The organism is Acinetobacter sp. SFD (assembly GCF_001647575.1).
In the GTDB taxonomy this organism is placed as follows: Bacteria; Pseudomonadota; Gammaproteobacteria; order Pseudomonadales; family Moraxellaceae; genus Acinetobacter; species Acinetobacter pecorum.
Map to the genome: position 1 here is coordinate 65,490 of NZ_LSZJ01000012.1, position 21,717 is coordinate 87,206.

21 protein-coding genes and 7 tRNA genes are annotated in these 21,717 nt (G+C 40.3%); 17 read left to right on the forward strand and 11 right to left on the reverse strand.

Going from position 1 to position 21,717, the window contains the following annotated elements; all coding sequences use genetic code 11:
• Positions 1-63: 63 nt before the first annotated feature.
• The 8 genes from AY605_RS07850 (at position 64) to AY605_RS07885 (ending at position 2,252) form a co-directional block, all read left to right on the forward strand.
• Positions 64-148: transfer RNA gene (locus tag AY605_RS07850), tRNA-Leu, on the forward strand.
• Between the two features lie 35 nt (positions 149-183).
• A tRNA-Trp gene (locus AY605_RS07855) sits at positions 184-257 on the forward strand.
• A 39-nt stretch (positions 258-296) separates the two neighbouring features.
• Positions 297-381 (forward strand) — tRNA-Leu (locus tag AY605_RS07860).
• Between the two features lie 395 nt (positions 382-776).
• A tRNA-Leu gene (locus AY605_RS07865) sits at positions 777-862 on the forward strand.
• A gap of 462 nt (positions 863-1,324) precedes the next feature.
• Positions 1,325-1,555 carry a hypothetical protein gene (locus AY605_RS07870; protein ID WP_064095872.1) on the forward strand — a complete coding sequence of 77 codons (231 nt, stop codon included), beginning with the start codon at positions 1,325-1,327 and terminating at the stop codon, positions 1,553-1,555.
• A gap of 379 nt (positions 1,556-1,934) precedes the next feature.
• Positions 1,935-2,019: transfer RNA gene (locus tag AY605_RS07875), tRNA-Leu, on the forward strand.
• A gap of 35 nt (positions 2,020-2,054) precedes the next feature.
• Positions 2,055-2,128, forward strand: a tRNA-Trp gene (locus AY605_RS07880).
• 39 nt (positions 2,129-2,167) lie between these two features.
• A tRNA-Leu gene (locus tag AY605_RS07885) sits at positions 2,168-2,252 on the forward strand.
• Positions 2,253-2,403: 151 nt separating this feature from the next.
• On the opposite strand, the gene AY605_RS07890 is transcribed toward AY605_RS07885, so the two are convergent.
• Positions 2,404-2,607, reverse strand: a complete 204-nt coding sequence (locus tag AY605_RS07890; RefSeq protein WP_004280022.1) for a hypothetical protein — start codon at positions 2,605-2,607, stop codon at positions 2,404-2,406.
• Positions 2,608-3,039: 432 nt separating this feature from the next.
• Here AY605_RS07890 and AY605_RS07895 point away from each other — a divergent pair, with 432 nt between their 5' ends.
• Together AY605_RS07895 and AY605_RS07900 are read left to right on the forward strand one after the other, a co-directional pair.
• Positions 3,040-3,312, forward strand: a complete 273-nt coding sequence (locus AY605_RS07895) for a hypothetical protein (RefSeq protein ID WP_064095873.1) — start codon at positions 3,040-3,042, stop codon at positions 3,310-3,312.
• A gap of 343 nt (positions 3,313-3,655) precedes the next feature.
• On the forward strand, positions 3,656-4,039 hold the full coding sequence (locus tag AY605_RS07900) for a VOC family protein (RefSeq protein WP_064095874.1): 384 nt from the start codon (positions 3,656-3,658) through the stop codon (positions 4,037-4,039).
• A 111-nt stretch (positions 4,040-4,150) separates the two neighbouring features.
• Here AY605_RS07900 and AY605_RS15250 read toward each other — a convergent pair whose 3' ends face one another.
• The 4 genes from AY605_RS15250 to AY605_RS07915 form a co-directional block, all read right to left on the reverse strand.
• Positions 4,151-4,417: a GNAT family N-acetyltransferase gene (locus tag AY605_RS15250; protein ID WP_227509964.1), complete on the reverse strand. Its 267-nt coding sequence runs from the start codon at positions 4,415-4,417 to the stop codon at positions 4,151-4,153.
• Between the two features lie 18 nt (positions 4,418-4,435).
• Positions 4,436-4,594, reverse strand: a complete 159-nt coding sequence (locus AY605_RS15255; protein ID WP_228138648.1) for a hypothetical protein — start codon at positions 4,592-4,594, stop codon at positions 4,436-4,438.
• A 250-nt stretch (positions 4,595-4,844) separates the two neighbouring features.
• Positions 4,845-5,579, reverse strand: a complete 735-nt coding sequence (gene gloB, locus AY605_RS07910; RefSeq protein WP_064095875.1) for a hydroxyacylglutathione hydrolase — start codon at positions 5,577-5,579, stop codon at positions 4,845-4,847.
• A gap of 125 nt (positions 5,580-5,704) precedes the next feature.
• Positions 5,705-6,292 carry a flavin reductase family protein gene (locus AY605_RS07915; RefSeq protein ID WP_064095876.1) on the reverse strand — a complete coding sequence of 196 codons (588 nt, stop codon included), beginning with the start codon at positions 6,290-6,292 and terminating at the stop codon, positions 5,705-5,707.
• A gap of 118 nt (positions 6,293-6,410) precedes the next feature.
• Here AY605_RS07915 and AY605_RS07920 point away from each other — a divergent pair, with 118 nt between their 5' ends.
• A complete protein-coding gene (locus AY605_RS07920) occupies positions 6,411-7,232 on the forward strand; it encodes a PhzF family phenazine biosynthesis protein (RefSeq protein WP_064095877.1) in 822 nt (273 codons plus the stop codon).
• Positions 7,233-7,367: 135 nt separating this feature from the next.
• Positions 7,368-10,139, forward strand: coding sequence for a M16 family metallopeptidase (locus AY605_RS07925; protein WP_064095878.1), 2,772 nt, complete (start codon positions 7,368-7,370; stop codon positions 10,137-10,139).
• A 334-nt stretch (positions 10,140-10,473) separates the two neighbouring features.
• Here the strand turns inward: AY605_RS07925 and AY605_RS07930 are convergent, their stop codons facing one another.
• Positions 10,474-11,538 (reverse strand): amidohydrolase family protein, encoded by a 1,065-nt coding sequence (locus tag AY605_RS07930; protein WP_064095879.1) that lies wholly within the window; start codon positions 11,536-11,538, stop codon positions 10,474-10,476.
• Between the two features lie 118 nt (positions 11,539-11,656).
• Complete coding sequence (locus AY605_RS07935) at positions 11,657-12,058, reverse strand: DUF3144 domain-containing protein (protein WP_004280011.1); 402 nt, start codon at positions 12,056-12,058, stop codon at positions 11,657-11,659.
• Between the two features lie 111 nt (positions 12,059-12,169).
• On the opposite strand from AY605_RS07935, the gene AY605_RS07940 reads away from it, so the two are divergent.
• Positions 12,170-12,802, forward strand: a complete 633-nt coding sequence (locus AY605_RS07940) for a hypothetical protein (protein ID WP_064096165.1) — start codon at positions 12,170-12,172, stop codon at positions 12,800-12,802.
• Between the two features lie 19 nt (positions 12,803-12,821).
• Here AY605_RS07940 and AY605_RS07945 read toward each other — a convergent pair whose 3' ends face one another.
• Positions 12,822-14,276: a CYTH and CHAD domain-containing protein gene (locus AY605_RS07945; protein ID WP_064095880.1), complete on the reverse strand. Its 1,455-nt coding sequence runs from the start codon at positions 14,274-14,276 to the stop codon at positions 12,822-12,824.
• A 141-nt stretch (positions 14,277-14,417) separates the two neighbouring features.
• Positions 14,418-15,875, reverse strand: coding sequence for a CYTH domain-containing protein (locus AY605_RS07950; RefSeq protein ID WP_064095881.1), 1,458 nt, complete (start codon positions 15,873-15,875; stop codon positions 14,418-14,420).
• A gap of 327 nt (positions 15,876-16,202) precedes the next feature.
• Here AY605_RS07950 and AY605_RS07955 point away from each other — a divergent pair, with 327 nt between their 5' ends.
• From AY605_RS07955 to AY605_RS07970, 4 genes are all read left to right on the forward strand, one after another.
• On the forward strand, positions 16,203-16,586 hold the full coding sequence (locus AY605_RS07955) for a DUF962 domain-containing protein (RefSeq protein ID WP_064095882.1): 384 nt from the start codon (positions 16,203-16,205) through the stop codon (positions 16,584-16,586).
• A 564-nt stretch (positions 16,587-17,150) separates the two neighbouring features.
• Positions 17,151-17,771 (forward strand): thiamine phosphate synthase, encoded by a 621-nt coding sequence (gene thiE, locus AY605_RS07960; protein ID WP_064095883.1) that lies wholly within the window; start codon positions 17,151-17,153, stop codon positions 17,769-17,771.
• 38 nt (positions 17,772-17,809) lie between these two features.
• Positions 17,810-19,111: a glutamate-1-semialdehyde 2,1-aminomutase gene (gene hemL / locus AY605_RS07965; RefSeq protein WP_064095884.1), complete on the forward strand. Its 1,302-nt coding sequence runs from the start codon at positions 17,810-17,812 to the stop codon at positions 19,109-19,111.
• Between the two features lie 130 nt (positions 19,112-19,241).
• Positions 19,242-19,658, forward strand: coding sequence for a GlcG/HbpS family heme-binding protein (locus AY605_RS07970; protein ID WP_064095885.1), 417 nt, complete (start codon positions 19,242-19,244; stop codon positions 19,656-19,658).
• 266 nt (positions 19,659-19,924) lie between these two features.
• Here the strand turns inward: AY605_RS07970 and AY605_RS07975 are convergent, their stop codons facing one another.
• Both AY605_RS07975 and AY605_RS07980 read right to left on the reverse strand, forming a co-directional pair.
• Complete coding sequence (locus AY605_RS07975; protein ID WP_064095886.1) at positions 19,925-20,653, reverse strand: N-acetyltransferase; 729 nt, start codon at positions 20,651-20,653, stop codon at positions 19,925-19,927.
• Positions 20,654-21,092: 439 nt separating this feature from the next.
• A complete protein-coding gene (locus tag AY605_RS07980) occupies positions 21,093-21,710 on the reverse strand; it encodes a trimeric intracellular cation channel family protein (protein WP_064095887.1) in 618 nt (205 codons plus the stop codon).
• Positions 21,711-21,717: the final 7 nt, after the last annotated feature.

The window sequence follows — 21,717 nt, forward strand, 5'->3', positions numbered from 1 at the left end:
GGTGCTTTTTTATGATAAACGGCTTGTCAGCTGGAAATGATCTCTATAATATACACAGCCATCGGGGACGTGGCGAAATTGGTAGACGCACTGGATTTAGGTTCCAGCGCCGCGAGGTGTGAGAGTTCGAGTCTCTCCGTCCCCACCAATCGATATTCGGGTAGCTGAATATTGGGTTGAAGTAGAGGATTGGTGTAATGGTAGCATGACGGTCTCCAAAACCGTTCGTCAAGGTTCGAATCCTTGATCCTCTGCCAAAGTTTGAAAGAAATCCAGCACTAAGTTGGTACCCTGATGGGGACGTGGCGAAATTGGTAGACGCACTGGATTTAGGTTCCAGCGCCGCAAGGTGTGAGAGTTCGAGTCTCTCCGTCCCCACCATCATATTAAAGCAAGGCTAATGCCTTGCTTTTTTATTGCCTGAATAAGTCTAATTTTTTAGTGTGATATTTGCTGTGATACGTAATGAACTTAAATACATTCCAGGTTTCACCTCTTAAGTGAATGATTATTATCAGGGCATGACTGTAAAAATTCTAATATTAAGAATGATAAGCTACGCGATCCCACTGCTTTTAAATTTCAATGGAGTGATCTTTCATTCAAGTTATAGACATCATTTTCATGTAGAGGGGGATAAATTTAATAATAGGAATCTAAGTAGGATGATATTTGCTCAATTGAAAGTTAACTGCTTAATTTTTGATATAAAAGTATTTGGATTCTTACAAAACTACTTGTGAATCCGGTCTAATCGCTATAATATACACAGCCATGGGGATATGGCGGAATTGGTAGACGCACTGTGTTCAGGTCGCAGCGCCTTCTGGGCGTGAGAGTTCGAGTCTCTCTATCCCCACCATAAATTTTGTAAAACTATAACTTGTATTGCGCTGATGCAATTTTTGATTTCAAGAACTTTTTAATAATCTTTTAGTTTTTTAAATCAATATTTATTTTAAGACACTGCTCTTTAATGAGAGCCAAGCATTCCATTTTTATAATCTAAATTTTCCTAACCTAAATAGATCATATAATCTTGAAGGCTTAGCACAATTTAACTTTATTGTAGTGCTCCCTTCATATTTGTCTTTTAATAAATTTAAAAATATTTTACTTCAGAAATTTTTAAAAATATTTTAAGTATTTGAATATTCATAATAATTGAATATGTATTTTTTCCTAATAAAGATAGGATTGATCTTGTAAAGCAAAACGTTAAAAGTTAAGCTGCAAGAGAATTGTAATTGTGTGTTAAATTTTGTTTGTTTTTAGTTTAATTAAATAATAAAATATTTTTATCAGTTTATTAGAAAAATGTAAAATGAAACACACTATTGGTTTAATTGGTTTAATTGGTTTAATTGGTTTAATTGGTTTAATTGGTTTAATTGTTTTAGTTTTATTTATTGTTATTGCGTTAACAACGTTAGGTTTAAGTATATACATTGGTGATAAACTTCTACTCGGCATTGGAAGCCTTTTAATTATTGCCTCTTTACTTATTTTTTTAGAGGTAAAATCATTGATGATTAATCCCTTTAGAAGAGGTTAGTTTTTTGGAACGAATGGAATGCGGTTCCGCAATATAGGTTATAAATTGAAATTTAACCAAAATAATATAAGGCATGAGTTGTCTGATTAAAGTTTTCTAAAAAATAAGATAGCTGGTAAGTTCTATCTTTAAATTTTTAATGCAAGTTTACAATAGATATCATGGATAATAAAAACTCCATTTATGTATTCATTTATAGATGGTCAGAGTTTAAATAAAAAATCAGGAGTCTCACCCTAAAAAGAATCAAATTTTCGACATCAGTTTTATAAAAAAATAAAAAATAAGCTTAACTGTTTATTTTATAGCGGAATAGACTATTATTGCTTGTAAAATCACTTGTCAATGACGGTCTATCTCTATAATATACACAGCCATCGGGGACGTGGCGAAATTGGTAGACGCACTGGATTTAGGTTCCAGCGCCGCGAGGTGTGAGAGTTCGAGTCTCTCCGTCCCCACCAATCGATATTCGGGTAGCTGAATATTGGGTTGAAGTAGAGGATTGGTGTAATGGTAGCATGACGGTCTCCAAAACCGTTCGTCAAGGTTCGAATCCTTGATCCTCTGCCAAAGTTTGAAAGAAATCCAACACTAAGTTGGTACCCTGATGGGGACGTGGCGAAATTGGTAGACGCACTGGATTTAGGTTCCAGCGCCGCGAGGTGTGAGAGTTCGAGTCTCTCCGTCCCCACCATCATATTAAAGCAAGGCTAATGCCTTGCTTTTTTATTGCTCAAGATTTCTCAAAAAAGAAAAGCCCATCGAAATGGGCTGAATAACTAGAGAATAGTGCTACTGAATCAGTGGAGAAATTAATTTATTTTTCTACTCCTAAATAGAAGTAATCAGGCTTTCAGGTGGTCTTCAAATTCCTCACCTAGTTGTAAGGCCAAGGCATTGCCTGCCAGATCACAGGTGACCAAGCCATATTCTTTCTTAAAGCTGAAACTGAAACCACGATCATCCGCCAGGGTACGTACCGAATATCCCAATTTTTCTAACCATAGTCGAAATGCAATCAAATTTTTAGCTTTAACCACTTTTTTCACGAGATCACTCCTTCATCATTGTTAAATCTTAAATAAGGGTGAAAAATAATGTTTTAAAGGGCATTTAACCTTATTTAAATTAATTTAAATGAATTTGTATGTATAGTGAACATTGCGTGAGTAAGAAAAAATCAATTTAAGCTTTAAGTAAATGATTTTTATAGTATTGAAGATGTTGTAACTAAATATTAAGTATTTAAATGAGATAGAAATACATAATTAATTTTATAATTCAATAGCTTATATCTCATATGATCTGTTTTTAAATTTTTTCCATAAGGTCAAAATAAAAAATTAACCATAAAATGAAAATATTTCTTCTCATTAATTCAATCCATTCCAAAATACTGGTTGATGATTTTCTGCCCTTAAGTCTGATTTTACATGTTTTATACTGGCATGAATATAATTCTCAGACTGAGTTCCCGCACCATGACTGAAGTAACCATTGAACAGTATGTAAAACAGCAAATTGAATTGATGCAGCAGCAAGGAATTAATCCGGTTGCTGTAATGTTGGGACATGAAGACTGGTTATATTTTAGTGTTCAGTCGAAAGTGGCCTATACGCCTTTTGGGAGTGCCCGTCGTTATCAACCTGCTTTAGGTGGTTTGCTGCTGGTACGTATTGATGAAATGCAGGCGGTGCGTGTGGTTAATCAAGAGGAACTGGATACCTATGCACAAAGCAACCAGATTCTTTAATCTTACTTACTGGTACATAAGCTCTCAGTTCCGGTAAATAGAACTCAAGCACTAAGTTTCTGCTCTCGCATAGCATCATTAGGGGCGACATAACCAATGTTACTCTTAAAATTTGGCGACTTTATTGGTATGTCATTATGTAAAGGGAGATATTTTTATTTTGGAGCAACTAAATATTTCTACTAGAGGCTTATAAATTTTATTTTAGAGAATCATCAGTACATGGAATGAAATAATTTATTTTCATTTTTAACAAGTCGCCAACAGCATAGAGGATTTTAATAACTTAAATTTAGTAAACGATGTAATTAACTAGATCCTTTGCAAGATTGTGAGAACTCATATGGAAATTTCACATTTAGATCATTTGGTTTTGACTGTTGCCGATATAGGTAAAGCGTGTAATTTTTATAGTCAGGTTCTTGATTTTGAGGTTGTTTCTTTCGGAAATGATCGCAAAGCATTAAAGTTTGGGCAGCAAAAAATAAACTTACATCAAGCTGGAAATGAATTTGAGCCTAAAGCGAGGCATCCCACAAAAGGTTCTGCTGACTTATGCTTTATAGCGAAAACCCCATTAGCTATGGTTATTGTGCATTTAAATGATCTTAATATTCATATTGAAGAGGGGCCGGTTCAACGTACAGGTGCTATTGGAAACATCATGTCTATATATATTAGAGATCCTGATGATAATTTAATAGAAATAGCTAACTACCTTGACTAGTTTTTATTTAAGAATACTAAAATTAATATAATACACCCTATATAAATCCAAGCATTTGAAGCTATGATTTTTTTAAATTTTTATCCGCTTATTGATATTGCTGCAATATTTTCAAGTGACTTGCTGATATATTTGAGGTTTGTTGATTTCTAAAAAATCTTCGGGTTTACCCAAGTCTTTGAAATCAAATTTACGATACAAGCCATGAGCATCAGCCGTTGCTAAAAGAATGCGTCTTAAAATTTCTGATCCACTTTTATCTAAAAGAGCCTTTATGATTACTTTAGAGTAGCCTTTACCACGAAATTCAGGTTTAACATAAATATCCGCAAGATAAGCAAATGTTGCATAGTCTGTAATGGGGCGGCCAAAGCCGATGAGCTGATCTTCTGCTAATCATCCACCCACTAAAGAGTTTCTAAGTGCTTTTTGAACGACTTCTTTTGGAATATCTTTAGACCAATAGGTGGTTTTTAAGAAATGATGAACTTTATCTAGATCTATCTCATTTTTATTATCTGTTATTCTAATATTTTCTATAACCAGATATTCCATTTCGCTACCTTCCTTTGATTTTATAAATATAGTTAAACTTATTATTTCTATAGGATTATCTCTAGGACAAGTATTTTATATCCCCGGGGTAATCATAAGAAAGAAAATGGCTCAGTAATCTCTTTTTAGGTAAATGTTCAATAGATTCTACCTTATATAAAAGTGGTACGAGCCCTTCAAGCACACACTATGAAGTGCCCATGATTAAATAGTATTGATCTAAAGGTTAATTTTTAACTTTGTATTGAATTTAAAATTCATCCTTTAAGGTTCTTAAACGCTGAAATTCCTCCACGCTCTCTGCACGAAGAAAAGGATTGGTTTGCAATTCAATTTCAATACTGCTTGGTAGCGTACACTGGCCTAGCATACGTAAACGCTCGATCTGCTCGAAGCGTTCCAGAATTTCAGGATTATCTGGTTCGACGTGTTTGGCAAACTGTGCATTCGACAAGGTGTACTCATGAGTGCAATACACCTGCGTGCGCGGCGGCAAGGCAGCCAGACGAGACAGTGAATGATACATCTGTTCAAACGTTCCTTCAAAAACCCGGCCACAACCCATAGCAAATAAAGTATCGCCGCAGAACAGCACATCAATTGCATCAATAAAATAGACAATATGGCCAAGTGTATGCCCAGGTACAGCAATCACCTGAATATCTATTCCATGAAAATTAAACTGTTCTTCATGCTCAAGTGGATGTGTGATAAACGGAATTTTGCTTAGTTCTGCCCGTGGGCCATACACAGGCAGATTTTCCCCCTGGATTAACCCCGGCACACCGCCAATATGGTCTTTATGCCAGTGCGTCAGCCAGATTTGACTTATGATCAAATCGTGCTCGGCACAATAGGCGTGTACCAAGTCTGCTTCAGTTGGGTCAATCACGGCCACCTGATGTGACACGGTATGTTCAAGCAACCAGATATAATTTTGCAGTGAATTCTGGACATCAATACAGTGAATTTTAAAAGGCATCATAGCGCATCACATCAAATCAAAATTAGGAATAAAGTAGCATAATTTCAGGTATTCTGGAGTTGCTAGATAGTATCTGTTAAACCAGAATGACTTCCATGTATGCTGAATAGAAAGATATAGAAAAATCAAGATTCAGGAGCATCAATGCTCACCGCATTACCAATAGTATAAAAATGCCCACCGGCTACATGATGAATACTTTTCCATTCTTCATCCACTTCATGATAATGCCAGTGGCCGTCGCGGAAGACCCGATCATCGGCATAGGCTGCAATCACCTTGCCAATAAACAGGTCATGCATTTGCTGGTTATGCGGCTCGGGAATCAGTTCGCAAAGTATCCAGGCCGCACAGCCTTGTACTACAGGAATATCCGCATCAGGAAAATGAAATAGTTCTACTCCGGATTGTGCCATTTTTTCCGGCACATCATACAGGCTCTGTGTGCCCAGATAATAGACCATATTCAGCTGTTTCAGTGTCGGAATTTGCAGAGCAAAATAACCTGAATTTTCAATAATATTTCGGGTTTTGGTGCTTTTGTCCAGTACCACGGTCACTTTGGCAGGACTGAATTCCAGTGCACATGCCCAGGCCGCTGCCATGACATCTGTATCCTGCTGGTCTTGAGCAGATACCAGCACAGTAGGTCCATGGGTAATCAGACGATAAGCTTTTTCTAAGGGAACACTTTGAAGATGGGAGTTTGTCATGCAGCACCATTTGCTCTATTTATTTAATAGGCTAGATTAATGAGATCATTAACATATTCAAGTTTATTCTTGCAAAAAAGCTTTTAAACTAGAGATCAGGAATTCAGGAATTCAAAAAATGAAAATGTACCAAGTCGATGCGTTTACTACAGAATTGTTTAAAGGCAATCCAGCCGCCGTGATTGTACTGGAGGATTGGCTCGAAGATGAGCTGATGCAAAATATCGCACTGGAAAATAATCTGTCTGAAACAGCTTTTGTTAAAGTGATGGATAAAGAGAATTATGCCATTCGCTGGTTTACCCCAACCAGGGAAGTGGATTTTTGTGGTCATGCGACATTGGCCAGCAGTTTTGTATTATTCAATCAGTTTGGTACAGGGAAAACGATTTATTTTCATGTGAAAGATTTAGGCATTTTTGTGGTCAGTCAGGATGCAGATGGCAAGATCAGAATGAATTTTCCAATCCGTCGTGCAGAGCCAGTTGCTGAATATCCTGAAGCTTTAAGACAGGCCTTGAGCAAACCGTTTAAACAGGTTTATCTGAATACACAGGGCTATATTATTGAATATGAATCGGTACAGGATGTGCTGGATGAAACTCCTGATTTTGAACTGCTTAAACAGTTGAATGGTAAGCGTACAGCCATTACGGCTCAAAATACCTGTTTAGATGTCGCAATTACCTCACAAGATACGCAATACGACTGTATTTCACGTTATTTTGCACCGAGTAATGGCATCAATGAAGATCCGGTAACCGGTTCGATTCACACCGGAATTGCACCGCTGTGGGCCGAAAAACTGGGTAAAAATGAACTGGTCGCCTATCAGGCATCAGCACGTGGTGGCGTACTGTATTGTGCCTTGCAAGATCAGGAGCGTATTGAAATTTCAGGTTATGGGAAATTATATATGCAGGCAGAAATTTATATTTAATGACATAGATATACATGTTGTCAGGTGAGGCGACATGTTATTTTGATGATTCGGCTTGGAATAGGCTATTTGGTAAAAGAATCATTTTCCAAGATGAGCATGAATAAAAATTTACCTTTATAATTTGGATGAATAATGTTGCTACGTTATAAAAATTTAAGTCTGGCTATCATATTGTCTGGCTGTAGTGTGCTGAGTTTTGCACAACCTGTGTTGGTGAAAACTGAACAAAATGTTGAAGAATATCGCCTAGATAACGGACTACGTATTATTCTGGCTCCGAATGATAAAGAAAATAAGATTTTTATGAATACGGTCTATCTGACCGGTTCCCTGAACGATCCTCAAGGTAAGGGTGGACTGGCCCATCTGCTGGAACATTTGGCCTTTAAAGGTACAGAAAATGTCAAAGGGGATGAGTTCCAGCGCCGACTGGATCAATACACCTTGATGACCAATGCCAGTACCGACTATTACTCGACCAAATATACCAATGTGATCCGTCCTGAAAAAACAGCATTAAGTGAAGTCATTTTTCTGGAAGCCGAACGCATGGACAAGCTGGTGCTTCAGGAAAAATATGTACCGACTGAAATTGATATTGTAAAACGTGAGCGTGAAATCCGGCTGGACCAGCCATTTTCGGTATTGATCGATCAGGTATTTAAATCGGCCTATGGTAATCAGTATTTAGGCCGTTTGCCGATTGGTGATCTGAATGAACTGCAATCTATCAATATGCAGGAATTAAACCGTTTTTACCGTCAATGGTATGCACCGAATAATGCCTTTATGGTGATTTCGGGCAAGTTTGACAAGGCAGAGGTATTAAAACAGCTGGATACGCATTTCAATCCGATTCAGTCCCGAAATGTACCGGCGCAAGTGAAAGTGCCGGTGCTTAAACCCAAGCAGATCAAACAGCGTGAATTTACCGTGCGAAAAGGTAGTGATCTGGCAAGGTTTAATATTTATTTAAACCAATCAGAAGAAAACATTAAAACGGCTTTGGCTGTTTCGCCAACGCTTTATACTTTGCAGCCAAGTGGACATCTCTATCAGAGTATGGTGGAAACTGGGAAGTCAACAGCGGTGCAATCCAGTACCTGGCTTGATAAAGACTTCAATCTGGTGTTTATGGGGGCAATCTATGCCCCGAATCATCAGGCACAGGATATTGAACAGGGGCTGATTCAGGGGGTAGAAAAGAACCAGCCTTTTACTCAGGCAGAACTGGATCGGGCTAAAAATCTGACCCGGAATCAGGCAGATAATATTAAAAGTAGTGCGACTGCTTTGGGTTCACGTTTAAGTGATTATGCTGTGACGTATTCGGGTGACTGGAGCAAGTATTTTAAAGATCTGAATGCAATTCAAAGCCTGAGTGTGAATCAGGTCAATCAGGACTTTAAGAACTTCTTTAAACCTGAATACCGTATTTCTGGCAATATCTTACCCACACCGGAAGATCAGAAGAAAGCACAGGAACTTGCACAAACAGAAGCACCGGCAAAAACCCTGGATCAGCAGGTGCAAGCAGAAGAGCCACTGAAAGATGTCAGTGTCTATCAGGCTGAAGTAAAACAATATATACAGCAGTCCAAACAGTATTTGCATAGTAAAGACAAACAGATTCAGCGTGGCAAGTTAAAAAATGGCATTAAATATGCGCTGTTTCCGACCACTACACGCGATGATAAAGTCTATGCCACAATTTCTCTAGATTTTGGTACTGCACAAAGCCTGATGAATAAGGGCGAGATTCTGGATCTGACGGCTTACTTATTGTTACGCGCATCAAAAGACCAGAGTCTGCAGCAGATTGCCGATAAAATTATTGAGGTAGGTGGTTCTGCGACTGCCAGTGCATCCAGTAATGGCCTGACCTTGCAAATCAGCGCTAAAAAAGAAAAGTTTGAAGAGTTTTTCCAGTATGTCGTTGATGTGCTGAAAACCCCTACATTTGAGCAAAGCCAGTTTGACTTGATCAAGGGGCAAATTTTATCCAGCCTGGATCGTCCTTATACCGAACCAGATACGGTGTCGAGCTTGACAATGGCCCGAACAATCGAGATCTATCAGCCTGGCGATCTGCGTTTCCATTTCGAGCCTGAACTGGCCAAAAAACAGTATCAGAAAGCGACTCGCGAACAGGTTGTGGCACTGTATCAGCAGTTTTTAAAAACCCAGCATGCGCAAATCGCGGTTACGGGCGAATTTAATCCAAAATCGATGCAAAATGTACTGAAAAACAGTTTTTCAGACTGGAAAGCTGCACAGCCTTATGAGCGTCTGAAATCGGAATATCGGAGCTACCCAGCCCAGAAAATTCATGCTTTGTCCGAGCAGCGTGAATTCGGGAGTTATGAGGCATTCATGAGCATGCCTGTCGGCGCAGATCATGCCGATGCACCTGCATTACAGGTATTCCGATATATTCTGGGTGATTCACAGTTATCGTCACGACTGGCACAAGAGCTACGCGAGAAAAATGCACTAGTCTATGGTTTTAGTGCAGATGTGCAACTCGATGAATGGGCAGATGTGGGCGCCATGATGATTAGTGCCAATTATACGGCTGGAAAATCCACACAGGTTTCTCAGGCAGTGCATAAGGTACTCAATGAACTGCTGACACGTGGCGTGACTGAACAGGAAGTCGAAGCGGCAAAAGCCAGTATCTTGAAACAGCGTTTAACTGCACTGGAAGATGATCGCCGTATTCATACTATGCTGATTCCACAGCTGGAAAAAGACCGTAATCTGGTTTACCGAGAAAAACGTGATCAGGCGATTGCTAAACTGAGTAAAGCTGATATTGATGCCATGATTAAAAAATACATCAAGCCCGACCAGCTGGTTGAAGTGATGGCCGATCAATATGGGAAGCAAGTTAAAACATCATAGTGTTGATAAAATCCCCTCATGTGAGGGGATTTTTTATTTATTTGAGCTTTATGTTATAGATTGCTCTATGGCTAAAAATAATCCCTCCGATTATGCCCGCAAGGATAGATAGGGACAGACTCCAATCAGATGCAATAAGAAGAAAAATCAATATTCCACAACCAATCAAAGCTGAACAGAAAGCAATATCTCGATCAAAAGAATGATGGATCACCATTTGATAATAATAAGACGTTATCCAGCTTGAAATAATAGTGAGTAAAATACATAGTCCTTTGCCTGAAGGTGTATTTAGACTGGAATCTGTTATCCAACTTAACATGTCCTCATTCACTCAAAGTCGATAAAAACGTTTAGCATTTTCATAAAAGATCGGCTGTAACGCGTTTTCATCATAGTCCTGAACAATATCGCTAAAGGCATCAATAATATTGGTGAGTGAGCTACTGACACTGTCCATTGGGAAGTTGGATGCAAACATCACGCGCCCAGAACCAAAGCAGTCTAAGGCATGCTGAATCAGGGGTGCGGCACGTTCGACTAATTCCTGTTTACTTGCCAGCCGTTTTTGCGTGTGAAAATCATGTCCCAAGACTGGCATAAACAGACCAGACATTTTGATCGATACATTTTTGCATTCGGCCAGTTCTACCAACTGATCTTTCCAGTCTGCAAATATCTGGGTGCGATCTTGTTCGGTCTTGCCTGTAGCTTTGCCCACTTTGCCAAATAAACCTGCGGGTGTGCCGAGGTGATCCAGTACGATGGGTGTTTCAGGAAAGGCTTTGGCCAGCGCAGTAACATCCGCAATCTGGGTCGAATATACCCAGGCATCAAAGCTTAAATCTTGCTGGGCGAGTTCCTCAAAGCCTTTCAGGAAATCTTTGTTGCGATAGAGATGCGGTTCATCAGTCCAGGCATGAATTCCTTTATCTGGATATACTGCAGCCATTTTACGGATGCCGCGAAATTTGGGAGAAGCTTCGCGATGCAATTCAATTAACTGTTTAAAATTTTTCTGCCGCGGATCCGCCGTGGCGACAATCCCACCCAATTGGATAGTGTGCTGATCAAAAGGAAGTCCAGCGATAAAACGGGTTTCATCCACTACGCCTGTGCCTTTATGGTCATGCCAGCTGGCTTCAACATGCACAACCTGCTCAACTTCATAATGTCCTGCATCTCTCTTGTAATTTGCAGGCAGGTAGGGTGCAGTCAGGTGCTGGGTCAGGCCAATGGTCTCAATGACATCTTTGGGTTTTAACAGTCGAACCAGCTTGTCCAGCAATCTAGGATGTTTGCCAAACAGCTTGACCGCGAGTGCTGCTGCATGTGGGGTGTTGTACGGATCCCATTGGTGAATATGCGGGTCAATGATCGGGAAGGGAAGTTGCTGCATGCTATACCTTGTTTTAGTTTATTTATTATTCAATTTATATAGTGCTAAAATCATTTTAAAGTCAATATGATAAATGACGGCAAATAAAAAAAGCCCCGTAGGGCTTTTCATGTTTTCATCAATGATCGTGCTTGTGATCATGGTTATGCTTGTTGGCATGAAACTCTTCATTGTGACGGAAACGCAAATAGTTTTCGAACTGTTCACAGTATTCATCATAGTTATCTTCCAGCATCATTTGAAATTGCTGCAAGATATAAGACATGACCTGATCTTTGGCATCACGCATTTCATTGCCATCTTTAAAGTTATTCGCTGCCACCCAAGTATTAAAACGGGCAGTACCAAATAACATCGCTGCACTGACTTGACCGCGCTTATCGCTCGGTTTTTCCTGTGAGCCTTTTTCTACGCGACAAAACTCGTTGGCTTGTTGAATAAATTCATCAGCACGTTCAAAGAATGCCGCATTTAACGCTTCTTCTTCGGTTACATCGGTTGCTTCAATCTTTTGAACCATGAATTTGTTCCTAACACTAAAATCTCAATCGCTAATTATAGGCAAAGCCTTGCAGAAACTAAACCTTTGCCTTAATCTAAAAAATAGCCTAAGCATATAAAAGTGAATGCCATGCAGGATGCGATTGCGGTACAAAGTCTAAAAAGTGATATTGCCTTATTGCGCCAGAATATCTGGCCACCGGCAAATCTGGCCAATGTTGAAGGCTTGCCGATTTATTATGGCAGCCAGTCACAGGTAGATGAATACTATAGTCAGTGGCTCGGTCTGATTGAAAGGGCACAGGATCTGTTTCAGCCTTTTATGGAAGATGAAATCTTGGATGCGATCCATCTGCCGAGCCATTTAAACCTGCCGCTATTTTACTTTCATGTTGACCGGATCCGGATCAATAAAACCCGTGCCAAAGAATCCAAAACTTTTCGTGGGGTCGCCAGCCTGATCGAAAAATGCGGCCAGTTCGAACCCGAGCAGGTTGCAGCCATGCGGCAGTGGCTTGATAGTGACGATACCGCAGCATTAGTGGCACACCGTGAATTTGTTGATCTGCGCACTTATGTATTTCAGCATGGTCAAAGTGAATATACGCGCACCCGTTTTTACGTCAATGGGATTGTACTGAGTGTCGAGCCACATTTTGAGCTGATCGATGCACGCGATAAGCCACGCAAGCAGCGTAGTGACAGTTATAACGATCCTCTGGCAGACAATAATACCTGGAAAGTATTCGGCAAATATCGGTAGAGCAGTGACCAAGCCCGTCTTACCAGAAGGGCTTGGTATTTTCGGCAAACTGCTGTAAACGTTCTGCTGCTTCGCTCGACAAACGCTGTTGCTCCGCGCTTATCCAGCCCAGCACAAACCAGGCCTTGCCCTGTTGCTTGATATAAGGTCTGAATAGCTCTTGGGCTACAAATAAGTCATTATAATGCCCCAGACTTTCCTGTAAGGGCTTTAAGGCTTTCAAATAAGCTTTCACCTCTTTTTCGGGAAATAAGCTTTGCAGGAACTCTACGTTATAGCGTAAGCGCTTGACCCGTTTGCGTGTCCGATGCCGGGATTCAATATCCAGTTCCTGATAGTTCTTGGCATCCTCACAGATTTGCTGATGCAGCTTGCTCAGACCTTTACGTAATATCTTATGAGAAGACCGGGTCTTGTCCTGCATTTCCTCCAGGCTAAAACAGAGCAGTTGCAACATTAATGTTACGGTAGCAGGATTTCTGAACAACGCACTAATATCAGGCGGTTTTTGTGAGTGTGGCGGCAATTTCAATAGGGGGGAACCAGCTTTTTCCAGTTGTGGAATCAGACTTTCTGCCAGAGCATCTCGATCTCGGGTAGAACCGAGCTGCTGGAAAATATCCCGCAGCTGTTCCTGCCATTCAGGCTGCACATGCTCGGTCACGGACTGGAAAATTTTAAATGCGCTGCGCAAACGCCGAATCGCGACACGTGCCTGATGCACATGATCACTATTATAAGTCTCGGCTGCAATTGCAGTAGCATTGGGGAAAAGATGAGCCAGGCAATTGGCAACAATCTTTTGCAAAATCGTGCTGACCTGGTCTTTCTGTTCAAGCACTAAGGGAAGTTGATACTGAACCGGAAGATTCTCTTCCTCCTGTAACAAGGTATAGCCGCGTTCCGATTTGCTCCGGGTATCTAGCCATAAAGCATAACGTTGTACCCAAGGCTGAATGAAATCAATTAATTCACTCAATTGACCGGATTTAAGCTCAAATTCAACCTCATAAATATCAATGGTTTGATTATTGTGGCGAATTTCACCGACATCAAAAGCAATTTCAATCTGGCTGTCCAGATGGCTTTCGGTGAGTACATATCGCGCGACATCTGTTTCAAATTGCAGAATGAGGGGCGTCTCCAAATCACCAAGCGCCTGTTTTAGGATTTTTTTGGCCGGTTTATGTTTGCGGTATAACTGAAAGTCACAATGTTCAGGAGGGCTTTTTAACTCATGTTCAAGTTCAAAACGTTCAAAGTGGTGTTCAGTCGCTGCTTTCAGTGTCTGAATCCATTGCTGGTCTTCCAGACGTTGTCGGAGTGCAATCTGATGTTGTTGTAATTGCTGTGTCTCAGTGTCAAAGTATCTGGCACACAAGCGATGCCGAGTCGGCTGAAGTTTCTGAATGTCCTGCTCAAATTGTACCCGGGACTGGGGTGGGATCTGAAATTTGAGTTCTATTTCTGCCATCGGGTTATTCCTCCGCGATGTTGGGTTTACAGATTAATATAGCCCAAAGATTAGCAAGGTTGTGATGTGCTTCTGCAACAAAAAAAGCACACTACAGAAGGTGTGCTTAAGCTATTTCTCGTGAAATTTATTTCAATATAATTATTTTAAAAATTTACGGCTCACCAGGAACTGTTCGGTCGCTTCAAGCAGTTTCTGGGCATAAACCTCCTGTTTGGCAGTCAACCATCCCAGAACAAACCAGTCACTCGCTTCCAGCTCAGTTTGCTGTATATAGACCGCCGAAGATGCCAAGGTTTGATATTCATCGGCTGCCAGTTGTGCATCATTCAGTGCTTTGCTGTATTTTTGCAAATTTTTGACATCATAGATTGTGGTTAAAATCGGAAAGCTGAATTTAAGCTCCTGAATCCGGGTGGCCAATTGATCTAGACTATCAAAATCCGTGATGTTCGTCTGGTTCATTTGTTCTTGTAGGGCTTTATATTGCTGTTGCAAGGTGGTTTGTGCCGCAGTTTTTAAGTCCGGTGAGGCATGCTCATTTTCACTTAAACTGAACATCAGCAATTCCAGATAATGATGCACATTCTGGGTGGACTTGACCAGATTGGCGAGTTTCTCCTGAGCATACAGAATATCTTTAGCCAGGTTTTCTGTGGTAGTGGGATTTTGCAGGAAGCCCGCCAGGCTATTTTGCATATGCTGTAAATGTTGCAGGTGCTCAAATTGCTGCTTAAAAGCCGCCAGCTGATGCGCCCATTTGTCGGAAAGCTGAGGATGCCAGTCTTTGAACAGCAGCAGGGTCAGATGCAGCTGATCCAGTGCCAGTTGTGCCTGATCAATATGTTCCTGCTCTGCAATCTGATCCGCGATTGCCGCAATATTTGGTAATAAATGCTGCATCTGCTGTGCAATCAGACTGCACATGGTTTTACTGGCACTGTCTTTTTTACTGATCTGGAATTCTTTGCTGAGAGTCGCAGGACTAACCCGCTGTGAAGCGGCCAATAAATTACCTATTTCGGCCTTGCTGCGGACATCGAGCCAGAGCTGGTATTTCTTGACCCATTCAAAACTAAAAGCCAGCAGATGCTGAATGGAACCATTCTTTAGCTCGAACTCGACTTCATGTACCTGTTGCTCGGCATGCTGTGTGCGAATCTGTCCAATATCCAGACTAACTTCAACCTGCGTGTCTTCATATTCAATCACCCTTAAAGTACGGGAAATGTCAGTTTCGAACTGTAGCTGTAGCTGGTCAAACTGATTGCCGAGCGCATTGCTGAGAATTGCCCAAGCTTCGGGATATTCATTGTAAATATCTAGATTCAATTCTGGAGGTGTAGCGAGTTCTCCTAAGTTATGATTATGTTCAAAACGCTCGATATGGCTTTTGCCGGCCGCTTTCAGCGTTTGCACCCAACATGTGCCTTCCAGACGTTGACGCAGTGCTACTCCGTGCCGGGCAAGTTGGCGGTCGGCAGTATCATAATATTTCGCTTGAAGCTGGATCTGTTGAGACTTTTTCGGATCAAGTGCCTTAAGCAGCGCAGTACGTCGTGCCGCAGGAATCTGGAACTTGAGTTCAACTTCAACCATGAGAATCATCCTATCTGTTCAGTATAAGCAAGCACTGAATCTTCACTTGAATAAGGTTATGAAAAGGCGGACAGCAGCCGTACTTATAGTTTTGATGTGCGCGTAGCAGATTGTAACCAAAATCAAAATACATGTAAGACTTGACCTGAATATAAAAATTTTGAACAGAAGTTTTAAGATTCATTTTTATTGGTTCGTATGGGCCTCAAATGATAGTGATCAGGGTGTCCCGAGGACATTCGAAAAGCAGAGAAGTACAGATTTAAAAAACTGTTATTTGGCTAAAATATACGCTAAGGTAAAACAAAAACGTCAGGATGATGAGCAATGAATGTACAAGTACAACCAGAAAAAAATAATGTGGTCGCGGTTCAGCCACAGATGCCGATTAAAAATTATCATGAATTTTATCGCTTCTATTTGACCGAGCATCGACATATTGTCAGCCGCCGTCTGCATGTAGCAGGCAGTAGCATTGGACTATACTGTTTTGCCAAAGCCATTCGCCAAGGCAAGCCTAGATATTTTGCCTATGGGCTGCTGTCTGGTTATGCCTGTGCCTGGGTTGGTCATTTTATTTTTGAGCGCAATAAACCGGCCAGTTTTAAACAACCGCTATATAGTTTTATCTCGGACTGGAGGATGTTTGCAGATGTTCTACGTGGCAATATCAGTCTGCTTGACCAAAAACACGATAAGATTTCCAGTTGAGCGAAAAATACGTTCATCGGAATGTGTGCGTTTAAAGCATGAAATTTCGATAAAAGACTTGCAAGTCTAGATTTATTATTCTAATAATTGTGTTATTGCTGATCCAGCTTTTTGATCAAACGTTATATTTTAATGAATACATCAGTTTTCCAAGCCTGGAGCGACCTTCTCCAGGCTTTTTTTATATTTCTTTAATAATAATTAAATTTCAAATACTTAATTAAAATTTTGACTAAGTGGTTGTAGACGAAAACGTGCGGATTTGAACCGAAAGTAAAAGAACCCATCTGGCTTTGAAACATCTCTTCTTTATAAAAGAATACTTAAAAATCCAAGAGAGCGAATGTGAGCAACACAAATAATTATTTTTTATTTCTAAGCTTATTTAAGTTACTTTCTGCCGATCGGGCTACCTCTCAAGATATAGGGACATTTGAAATTTAACGGATCAAGTGTTCTAAATACCTGCAAATTTGTAGCTGTTCAGGCTCGAAAATAGCAGGACTGCGGAAATCAAACCCAGTTATGCCTATAATAGAGCCATCCTAGCAAGTGGCGAGCAAGATGCGCGGTTTATATTTAATTACCAATGATGATCCCTTAGAGCTTTTGTTGGCAAAGTTAGAAGGTGCCATGGCCAATGGTGGTGTTGCGGTCTTGCAATATCGTCGTAAAAAAGTGGCGAAAGAAGATCAAATTTACGAAATCGAGTATATGAAAGCCATGTGTGCTGAATATGGTGTACCTTTCGTGATTAATGATGATCTTGAAATGGCGGTTAAATACGGCGTGGGTGTGCATTTGGGCCAGGATGATGGTTCGATTGTCGATGCTGTAGCACGTTTGCCTAAAGGCGTGTTGATTGGCCGTAGTTGTAATAACTCACTTGAGCTGGCTGAACAGGCCATTGCTGATGGTGCAAATTATGTGGCATTCGGCGCAATCTATGCCACTGACAGCAAGCCAGAAGCCGGTAATATTGGTCTGGAAACCTTAAAACTGGCCAAAGAGAAATTAAATGTACCTTTATGTGCCATTGGCGGTTTAACGGTTGAAAATTCTAAAGAAGTCATTGAGTCAGGTGCGGATTATTGTGCGGTGATTAGTGATATATTGGGACTACCTATGAATGCCATTCCTGAACGTTTAGATGAATGGTCTGCGCTTTTTCAAGCTACAGCATAAAATTTTTTGATTGATTTAATTTTGAGTCGAGTGCCTTCATGAGCTTATCTCCAAAGCAAGAACAACTGTTCAAACAAGCCAATAAACACATCCCGGGTGGCGTCAATTCACCTGTACGTGCATTTAATGGAGTCGGTGGTACACCGGTCTTTATCGAAAAAGCCCAAGGTGCATATCTCTATGATGTAGATGGTAAGCGTTATGTGGACTATGTAGGTTCATGGGGGCCGATGATTTTGGGCCATGCGCATCCGGCGATTATTAAAGCGGTTCAGGATGCTGCAGTAGACGGTTTGAGTTTTGGTGCGCCCACAGTTCATGAAACCACGCTGGCAGACATTATCTGCGAGATCATGCCATCGATTGAGCTGGTTCGCATGACCAACTCAGGTACAGAAGCGACCATGACTGCGATCCGTCTGGCACGTGGCTATACTGGCCGTGACAAGATTGTAAAATTTGAAGGCTGTTATCACGGTCACTCCGATTCATTATTGGTAAAAGCCGGTTCAGGCTTGTTGACCAGTGGAGAAGGGGAAGCGACGTCTGCAGGTGTTCCAGCGGATTTTGCCAAACACACCTTAACCCTTCCATATAATGACATCGCCACTTTAAAAGAATGCTTTGCCAAGTTTGGCTCTGAAATTGCCGGCGTGATTGTTGAGCCTGTGGCGGGCAACATGAACCTGGTGAAACCGATTGACGGTTTCCTGCAAGCGATTCGGGATGTCTGTGATGAGCATGGTTCAGTGTTTATTATTGATGAAGTGATGACAGGTTTTCGTGTTGGGCTGGGTGGCGCACAGGCTCATTATGGCGTGACTCCGGATTTAACCACACTGGGTAAAATTATTGGTGCAGGTCTGCCAGTGGGCGCTTTCGGTGGTAAGCGTGAAGTGATGGAATGTATTGCACCACTGGGTAAAGTATACCAAGCAGGTACGTTGTCGGGTAATCCGCTGGCGATGCGTGCCGGGATTGAGATGTTTAAACATCTGCGTGAACCAGGTTTCTACGAGAAACTGTCTGCTCAACTTGAGAAGCTGCTGGTTGGTTTGCAAGCTGCTGCGGATGAGGCAGGCATTCCATTCAAGACACAACAGGTTGGTGGCATGTTTGGTCTGTACTTTACCGACCAGGAAGACATCACCAGCTTTGATTCGATGTTGAAATGTGATGTCGATGCTTTCCGTAAATTCTTCCATGGTATGCTCGATCGTGGCGTAAACCTTGCGCCTTCAGCATTTGAAGCCGGCTTTATGTCAGCAGCACATTCTGATGAAGATATCGAATTTACCATTCAGGCCGCAAAAGAAACTTTTGCTGAGATGAAAGGATAAATTTTAATTTTTTAAATCCTCCCTAACCCTCCTTTTAAAAAGGAGGGAACCTCAACTGAATAAATAAAGTTCCCCTCTTTACTAAAGAGGGGTTAGGGGAGATTACATTTAAAATTCGAGACTATTTTTCATGAAAACCAAACATTATTTGACTTTAAGTGATGCGGAATTTTTATTAGATGCAGCGCACCAATATGCGATGCAGAATAGCTTTAATGTCAGCATTACTGTAGTGGATGAAACCGGTAATTTGCTGGTGATGAAGCGCATGGATGGCGCAGCACCAATGACTGCAAATCTGGCGATTGAAAAAGCCAGATGCTCTGCCATGAGTCGCTGTCCATCCAAGCTATTTGAAGATATTATCAAAGGCGGACAGATGGGTTTTCTGACCATGGAGACTTTCTCGGGGATGCTAGAAGGCGGTGAGCCAATTCTGTACCAAGGGCAGTTGGTGGGTGCGATGGGCGTGTCAGGTGTAAAGTCGTTTCAGGATGCAGAAATTGCGCAGGTAGCGATTGAGAGGTTTTTGGCGAAGTTTGCCTAATTTTTAATAAACCTTTACCAGTTAAACGAAATAAATTAATTTTGATTGGTATATAGATAAGAATGGAATGCAAAAAATTATTAAAAAACCTAAGTCGGTAGGCTTGGGCTTTTTAATATAAATTAAGAGATTGATTTGAATCGGATAAAATATAGAGTTTTGTATTTCTTGTATGATGTTTTTTAGAAAATTTTAAAATAGATTATTAAATAATCATTTAATTTCAGTCAGGATAAAAGTATTCAAATAAAGAACCTTTTATTATTTTACCAATCCTTAGTCACTTCTTCCGGATAACCTCGTTTAAAATGATGTCTCCATGGATAAGCTGTCGATCCATCTTCTAGTTTTATACGTGATGTTGAACCCAGATTCTTCGCTGGACTGCCAACATAAATTGAATCTTTTTCAGTGATACCTTTTACACAACTGTGAGCACCTATTAAGCAACCTTCAGATATTATGGCGCCTGGTAAAATAACACTCATCGTGCATATAGAGACAAAGTCTTCAACAGTTACTCCCATCTGTATCTCACTTGGTGGGTAGGGATCATTTGTTAAAACCACGTAGGGGAAGATCCAGACAAAATTTCCAATTTTACTATGTTGTCCAATATGCACATTGCTATGAAAACGGACATAATCACCGATTTCACAATGTCCCTGTAAATCACACAAAGTTCCTATTTGCAGGTTCTTACCAGCTAAAACTTTTTCTCTGACAGTTACTCTGTGACCTGTTATGAGTCCATCACCAAATACAGACCCTTCATAAAATATACTATGGGATCTAATGTGTGAATTTTTACCTAAGACTAATTTTTGACCTTCTGATAAGTGATTATTCACTCCTAACTCACAAAAGGCACCGATAAAAGAATCATCACCAATTTCAACAGTGTCATAAATTATAGTATTGGCACCTATGCTAATGTTCTTACCCAAAATAGCTTTCTCTGAAATAATGGCTGTTGGATGTATTGAATTATTCATAATTAATAAAATCTCAACTAATAAGCAGCACATATTAAAAAACTAAATTTGCGAATTGAGTAGTTAACAAAAATGATAGCTATAATTCTTATATTTCATACCCAATATTTTCTAGTTTTTGACTTCCTTTAACATAGTAGGTATTTAAGGGTAAATAATCATCTACTTTTACATATCTACAAAACTCTATTTTCATTTAATAGAAAAATTTTTATACGAAATTAATTTAAAAAAAAGGGAATACTAATAACCATGAGATTATTACCACACAGTCTATGCTTTCTGCCTGTGTGCTTGCCAAAAATGCCATCAAAACCAACCGGTTATTCGAGTAAGCGACTTATCGGCTTAAGCAGTATGCGGGTTAGGGTAGATTGTTTAACTTAAATAACTCACCTGTAATAAAAATTAGGAGAGTGCACTTCAGAATTTCTAGAAACTATTTTGGCTTTAACTTTATTGTTGGTAAATTTAAACCGTAATACAATGAAAATAAACGGATTAAAGTGCAGGTAATTATAGCAATCCAAATACTATAAGCAGATGAAATAACACCACTTGAACCTAAAACTTCAATTGCAGCACCTATCATTGCAGCACTTGCATAGATTTCTTTCGTAAATATAATCGGTGTACGTCTGCATAAAATATCCCGCAGGCATCCTCCACCCACCGCACTTATGCAGCCCATGATAATCGAAAGTTGTACGCTACCGGTATGAGCATAAGTCTTATTTGCCCCAAAGGCTGCAAAAAATCCCAATCCCAAGGCATCAAATAATAAAGACGCTTTATCTAAAGAATAAACTATATTTTGAAATAAGATACTGAGTAGGAATGCCAGAAATATTGCAATAAAATATTCTTCATTAATGAGACCTGAGGGAGGGGTGGCAGAAAGGCATAAATCTCGAAGAACGCCACCACCAATTGCAGTAATAGCAGTTAAAGAGAATATCCCAAAAATATCATATTTTTTTTGTATACCTAGCATTGCTCCACTTAAGGCAAAAACAAAAGTTCCAGCTAAATCAATATAGTGAAGTAAAATATCCATAGGCTTT

Coding starts and splice junctions, on each gene's coding strand:
- AY605_RS07870 (WP_064095872.1), top strand. CDS start 1,325: ATGAAACACACTATTGGTTTAATTGGTTTAATTGGTTTAATTGGTTTA.
- AY605_RS07895 (WP_064095873.1), top strand. CDS start 3,040: ATGACTGAAGTAACCATTGAACAGTATGTAAAACAGCAAATTGAATTG.
- AY605_RS07900 (WP_064095874.1), top strand. CDS start 3,656: ATGGAAATTTCACATTTAGATCATTTGGTTTTGACTGTTGCCGATATA.
- AY605_RS15255 (WP_228138648.1), bottom strand. CDS start 4,594: ATGGAATATCTGGTTATAGAAAATATTAGAATAACAGATAATAAAAAT.
- gloB (WP_064095875.1), bottom strand. CDS start 5,579: ATGATGCCTTTTAAAATTCACTGTATTGATGTCCAGAATTCACTGCAA.
- AY605_RS07915 (WP_064095876.1), bottom strand. CDS start 6,292: ATGACAAACTCCCATCTTCAAAGTGTTCCCTTAGAAAAAGCTTATCGT.
- AY605_RS07920 (WP_064095877.1), top strand. CDS start 6,411: ATGAAAATGTACCAAGTCGATGCGTTTACTACAGAATTGTTTAAAGGC.
- AY605_RS07925 (WP_064095878.1), top strand. CDS start 7,368: ATGTTGCTACGTTATAAAAATTTAAGTCTGGCTATCATATTGTCTGGC.
- AY605_RS07930 (WP_064095879.1), bottom strand. CDS start 11,538: ATGCAGCAACTTCCCTTCCCGATCATTGACCCGCATATTCACCAATGG.
- AY605_RS07935 (WP_004280011.1), bottom strand. CDS start 12,058: ATGGTTCAAAAGATTGAAGCAACCGATGTAACCGAAGAAGAAGCGTTA.
- AY605_RS07940 (WP_064096165.1), top strand. CDS start 12,170: ATGCAGGATGCGATTGCGGTACAAAGTCTAAAAAGTGATATTGCCTTA.
- AY605_RS07945 (WP_064095880.1), bottom strand. CDS start 14,276: ATGGCAGAAATAGAACTCAAATTTCAGATCCCACCCCAGTCCCGGGTA.
- AY605_RS07950 (WP_064095881.1), bottom strand. CDS start 15,875: ATGGTTGAAGTTGAACTCAAGTTCCAGATTCCTGCGGCACGACGTACT.
- AY605_RS07955 (WP_064095882.1), top strand. CDS start 16,203: ATGAATGTACAAGTACAACCAGAAAAAAATAATGTGGTCGCGGTTCAG.
- thiE (WP_064095883.1), top strand. CDS start 17,151: ATGCGCGGTTTATATTTAATTACCAATGATGATCCCTTAGAGCTTTTG.
- hemL (WP_064095884.1), top strand. CDS start 17,810: ATGAGCTTATCTCCAAAGCAAGAACAACTGTTCAAACAAGCCAATAAA.
- AY605_RS07970 (WP_064095885.1), top strand. CDS start 19,242: ATGAAAACCAAACATTATTTGACTTTAAGTGATGCGGAATTTTTATTA.
- AY605_RS07975 (WP_064095886.1), bottom strand. CDS start 20,653: ATGAATAATTCAATACATCCAACAGCCATTATTTCAGAGAAAGCTATT.
- AY605_RS07980 (WP_064095887.1), bottom strand. CDS start 21,710: ATGGATATTTTACTTCACTATATTGATTTAGCTGGAACTTTTGTTTTT.